The organism is Thermohalobaculum sp. (assembly GCF_058622915.1).
The window spans coordinates 1-5,027 of sequence record NZ_JBZSYN010000112.1 but is presented as its reverse complement, the minus strand read 5'-3'; the positions used below and the strand labels follow the sequence as shown (position 1 = coordinate 5,027).

General features: G+C 70.0%; 3 protein-coding genes. All 3 read left to right on the top strand.

All coding sequences use genetic code 11. From position 1 onward, the window contains the following. The coding region (gene ppdK, locus AC32QD_RS08925) for a pyruvate, phosphate dikinase (RefSeq protein ID WP_492010141.1) at positions 1-2,616 on the top strand (2,616 nt) is incomplete at its 5' end. A 271-nt stretch (positions 2,617-2,887) separates the two neighbouring features. Then, positions 2,888-3,727 (top strand): cell wall hydrolase, encoded by an 840-nt coding sequence (locus tag AC32QD_RS08920; protein ID WP_492010140.1) that lies wholly within the window; start codon positions 2,888-2,890, stop codon positions 3,725-3,727. A gap of 145 nt (positions 3,728-3,872) precedes the next feature. Next, the coding region (locus AC32QD_RS08915) for a cbb3-type cytochrome c oxidase subunit I (RefSeq protein ID WP_492010139.1) at positions 3,873-5,027 on the top strand (1,155 nt) is incomplete at its 3' end.

The window sequence follows — 5,027 nt, the reverse complement described above, 5'->3', positions numbered from 1 at the left end:
GAGGCCCCGCTCGACGCCGCGCGCCACGGCGAGAAGGCCGCCTGGCTCGCCCGCGCCGCCGCGCTCGGCCTGCCCGTGCCGCCGGCCTTCGTGGTGCCCGCCGCCCTCGTCGCGGACCCCAAAGCCGCCCGCCCGGCCATATCCAAGGCATTGACGCGGCTCGAAAAACTCACCAAAGCCAAGCTGGGCGGGGCAAGGTCCCCGCTGCTCGTGTCGGTGCGCGCCTCCGCCCCCGGCGGCGGCGGCGCGGCGGCGCCCTCGATCCTCAACATCGGCGTGTGCGAGGCCACCCTGCCCGCGCTGGCCCGCCGCCACGGCGGCCGCGTCGCCCGCGACCTCTACCGCCGCCTGATCCACAGCTTCGGCGCCGGCGCCCTCGGCATCGAGGGCGAGGACTTCGAATACGCCCTCTACGACGCCATGAAATACGCCGGCGTCGAGTCGGAAACCGGGCTTTCCGAGGCCGATCTGGAGGAGCTGGCGCGCACCTGCCTCGGCCTGATCGAGGAGGAAGGCACCACCTTCCCGCAGGACCCGCGCGAGCAACTTTTCGCGGCACTTCAGGCACTTGGCACATCGTGGTGCAGCACGGGGGCGCGCCTGCGCCGGGCCGCGCGCGGCCTCGACGAGGACGCGCCGCTGGCCCTGGTCGTGCAGCAGATGGTGCTCGGGCTGGGCCCCGCGCCGAGCGGCGCCGGCATCGCCCACGCCCGCGACGAGACCACCGGCGAGCGCCGCCTCTCGGGCCGCTTCCTCGCCGCCGCGCAGGGCGAGGAGGCGCTGATGGGCCTGCGCACCCCCGCCGTCCTGACCCGCGCCGAGCGCGAGGCCGAGGGCCTGACCGAACCCTCGCTCGAGGAGTTCTGCCCCGAGGCCCTCGCCGCCATCGCCGAGGCCGCCGAACGGCTGGAGCAGGCGCATGGCGACGCCTTCACGCTCGAGTTCACCGTCGAGGCCGGCCGCGCCTTCGTGCTCGAGGCCCGGCCCGTGCGCCGCTCGGCCCGCGCCGCGGTGCGCATCGCCGTCGAGCTGGCCGAGGCCGGCGCCATCAGCCGCGAGCAGGCGCTGATGCGCGTCGATCCGGGCTTCCTCGAGCCGCATCTGCATCCCTCGATCGCCCCCGACGCGCAGCGCGACCTGATCGGCCGCGGCCTGCCCGCCTCGCCCGGCGCCGTCTCGGGGCCGCTGGTGTTCGCCCCGGACGCAGCCGAACACGCCGCCGCCGCCGGGCACCCGGCCATCCTGGCCCTGGTCGAGACCAGCCCCGAGGACATCCGCGGCATGCACGCGGCGCTGGGCGTGCTGACCGTGCGCGGCGGCATGACCAGCCACGCCGCGGTGGTGGCGCGCGGGCTCGGCCGGCCCTGCGTGGTGGGCGCCAAGGACCTCTCGCTCGACCGCAATGGCGGCAACCTGCGCAGCGGCGACGGGCGCGTCTTCGTCGAGGGCGACGTGATCACCGTGGACGGTGCCGCCGGCGAGGTCATGGCCGGCGCGGTCGAGACCGTGCCGCCCGAGATCACCGGCGCCTTCGCCACCTTGATGGACTGGGCCGACGCCGAGCGCCGCATGGGCGTGCGCGCCAATGCCGATACCGGCCAGGACGCCGCCACGGCGCGCGGCTTCAACGCCGCCGGCATCGGCCTGTGCCGCACCGAGCACATGTTCTTCAAGCACGGCCGCATCGGCACCATGCGCGAGATGATCATGGCCGGCACGGAGGCCGAGCGCCGCCACGCGCTCGAGCGGCTCCTGCCGATGCAGCGCGACGACTTCATCGAGCTGTTCCGCGAGATGGCCGGGCTCCCTGTCGTCATCCGCATGCTCGACCCGCCGTTGCACGAGTTCCTGCCGCATGGCGAGGCCGAGATGGCCGAGATGGCCGAGGCGCTGGACGTGCCGGTCTCGAAGGTCAAGGCAAGGGCGCTGGAGCTGGCCGAGTTCAACCCCATGCTGGGCAAGCGCGGCTGCCGCATCGGCATTGCCTTCCCCGAGATCTACCAGATGCAGGCGCGCGCGATCTTCGAGGCCGCCTGCGAGGCCGGGCGGCGCACTGGCGAGCCGGTGCGGCCCGAGATCATGATCCCGCTGATCTCGGCGGTGCGCGAGCTCGAGGTGCTGCGCGGCCGCATTGACGCAGTGGCTGCCGAGGTCCGCGCCGAACGCGGCGAGATGGTGGACTACCGCGTCGGCGTGATGATCGAGACCCCGCGCGCCTGCTTGCGCGCCGGCGACATCGCCGGCGAGGCCGATTTCCTGAGCTTCGGCACCAACGACCTGACGCAGCTCGTCTACGGCCTCTCGCGCGACGACGCCGGGCGCTTCATCCCCGACTACGTCGCCCAGCAGGTCTTCCCGCAAGACCCGTTCCACACGCTCGACCTCGAGGGCGTGGGCGAAATGGTGCGCATGGCCGCAGAGCGCGCGCGGGCCCGGCACGCCGGCATTTCGATCGGCCTGTGCGGCGAGCACGGCGGCGACCCGCGCTCGGTGCGGTTTTGCGACCAGTGCGGCTTCGACTATGTCTCGTGCTCGCCCTTCCGCGTGCCGATCGCCCGGCTGGCAGCGGCGCAGGCGACGATCCGCGCCCGGCTCGACGCTGCCGACGGGACATGATTCGGTTTCTGATCGAGACTGCCCCTGTGCAGGTGCAAAAAATCGTTGCAGATCTGCAACGATTTGTGCGGCGCACAACGATTTTTTCCCCCGCGAGGCTCCAAGCCTGCGGCGCAGCAGCGCACCGGGGTGTTGTGTTGAGTGAATCCGGGGTTAATCATCGCCCGGCATTGCCCGAAGGCACATAGGTCAACGAGCGGCGAATGCCGGCGCGCCAGAAGGCGTTGATTTCGCTGGAGCCAACGACGCCGCGAACGGAACGAGGGAGGCCATGACGGCACCTTTGGCATTGCGCCGTGTGCACGGGCTTGTTGCCGGCATGATCGGTCTGGCCACGCTGCTGGGACCTGTGCTCGCGCCGGACGCGGGCGACGCAAGCAGCTCGATCGGTCAGGGGCTCGGCAAGGTGGTGATGACGCTGCTCAACGAGGAGCGCACCGCCGTCACTGCCTTCACCGAAACCGATAACTTCCGCCGCGTCGCCGGCCTACCACCGGCCGATGCAGCTCTGAAGGTCACGCCCGATCCCGCTGCGGGCGAGCGCGGGACGACCCAGGCACTCGCAGAGCTGGCCAATCAGGATGCCGACGTCGCGGCGGCCACCACCGGCGCGCGCAGCCGCGCCATCACGGACCTGCTCGCGACAGACGCCGGCGGCGTGATCAATCTCAACGAGATCGACAACGTCAAGGTGGGCAAGCGTACCCCCGAATGGCACTGCCTGGCGGAGGCGCTTTACTTCGAGGCGCGCGGCGAGAGCCTGGCCGGGCAGGAAGCGGTGGCGGAAGTGATCCTGAACCGCGTCGACGATCCCGCCTACCCCAACACGATCTGCGGCGTGATCAAGCAGGGGGCCGACACACAGGGCCCGTGCCAGTTCTCCTTCTACTGCGACGGCAAGCCCGAGGTAGTCAAGAACCACCCCCTGTTCGACCGCATCGGGAAGATCGCCTGGCTCATGATGCAGGGCAAGCCGCGCATCCTGACCGGCAAGGCGACCTATTTTCACGCCGCCTCGGTCAACCCCGCCTGGGCCAAGCATATGGTGCGCACGGCACAGATCGGCGATCACATCTTCTACCGAAAACCGGTGACGCTCAGCCAGCGCTGAGGCCCGGCCCGCTCGGCGGGCCACCGGCCGCTGCGGCTTGACCCAGATCAAGGCCATCCCCCGTCCCACCCGGCAATAACCCGCGGAACCGCACGGCCGTCCCGGCCGGGCGGCGGGCTACGCGAGCCGAGTCGGGGGAGAGGGGATGGGTTCGATCGTCAAGCTGGGCGTCTATGGCACCGTCGCGGTGCTGGCCGCCATCGCCGCCAACTGGGCGCACGACATCGCCTTCGCGGTCAACGCGCTTGTGGTCTTCGTCGCCGCGGTGCTGCTGTTCTTCTACACAATCGCGCGCTGGGACGTGGCCAATCGCCGCCCGAACGGCGGCACGCCGGCGACGGGCTACATGGACGACGTGATCCGTGCTGGCGTCGTTGCCACCGCGCTCTGGGGCGTGGTGGGCTTCCTGGTCGGCGTCTACATCGCCTTCGAGCTGACCTTCCCCGCGCTCAATCTCGGGCTGCCCTGGATCAGCTTCGGCCGGCTGCGCCCGGTGCACACCTCGGCGGTCATCTTCGCCTTCGGCGGCAACGCCCTGATCGCCACGTCGTTCTATGTGGTCCAGCGCACCTGCGCGGCGCGCCTGTGGGGCGGCGGCCTCGCCTGGTTCGTCTTCTGGGGCTACCAGCTCTTTATCGTGCTGGCCGCGACCTCCTACGTCTTCGGCGGCTCGCAGGGACGCGAGTATGCCGAGCCGAACTGGCATATCGACATCTGGCTGACGATTGTCTGGGTCGCCTATCTCGCGGTCTTCCTGGGCACGATCCTCAAGCGCCGCGAGCGGCACATCTATGTCGCCAACTGGTTTTATCTCAGCTTCATCGTCACCATCGCGCTCCTGCACGTGGTGAACAACCTCGCCGTGCCGGTCTCGTTCCTCGGCACCGAGAGCTACTCGGCCTTCTCGGGCGTGCAGGATGCCATGACCCAGTGGTGGTACGGGCACAATGCGGTCGGCTTCTTCCTGACCGCCGGCTTTCTCGGCATGATGTATTACTTCGTGCCCAAGCAGGCCGAGCGCCCGGTCTATTCCTACAAGCTCTCGATCGTGCACTTCTGGTCGCTGATCTTCCTCTACATCTGGGCCGGACCGCACCATTTGCACTACACCGCCCTGCCCGACTGGGCGCAGACGCTCGGCATGGTGTTCTCGATCATGCTGTGGATGCCAAGCTGGGGCGGCATGATCAACGGCCTGATGACGCTTTCGGGCGCCTGGGACAAGCTGCGCACCGACCCCATCATCCGAATGATGGTCACCTCGGTCGCCTTCTACGGCATGTCGACCTTCGAGGGGCCG

Bases quoted from the DNA above. Each gene is read 5' to 3' on its own strand.
- AC32QD_RS08920 (WP_492010140.1), top strand. From the start codon at position 2,888: ATGACGGCACCTTTGGCATTGCGCCGTGTGCACGGGCTTGTTGCCGGC.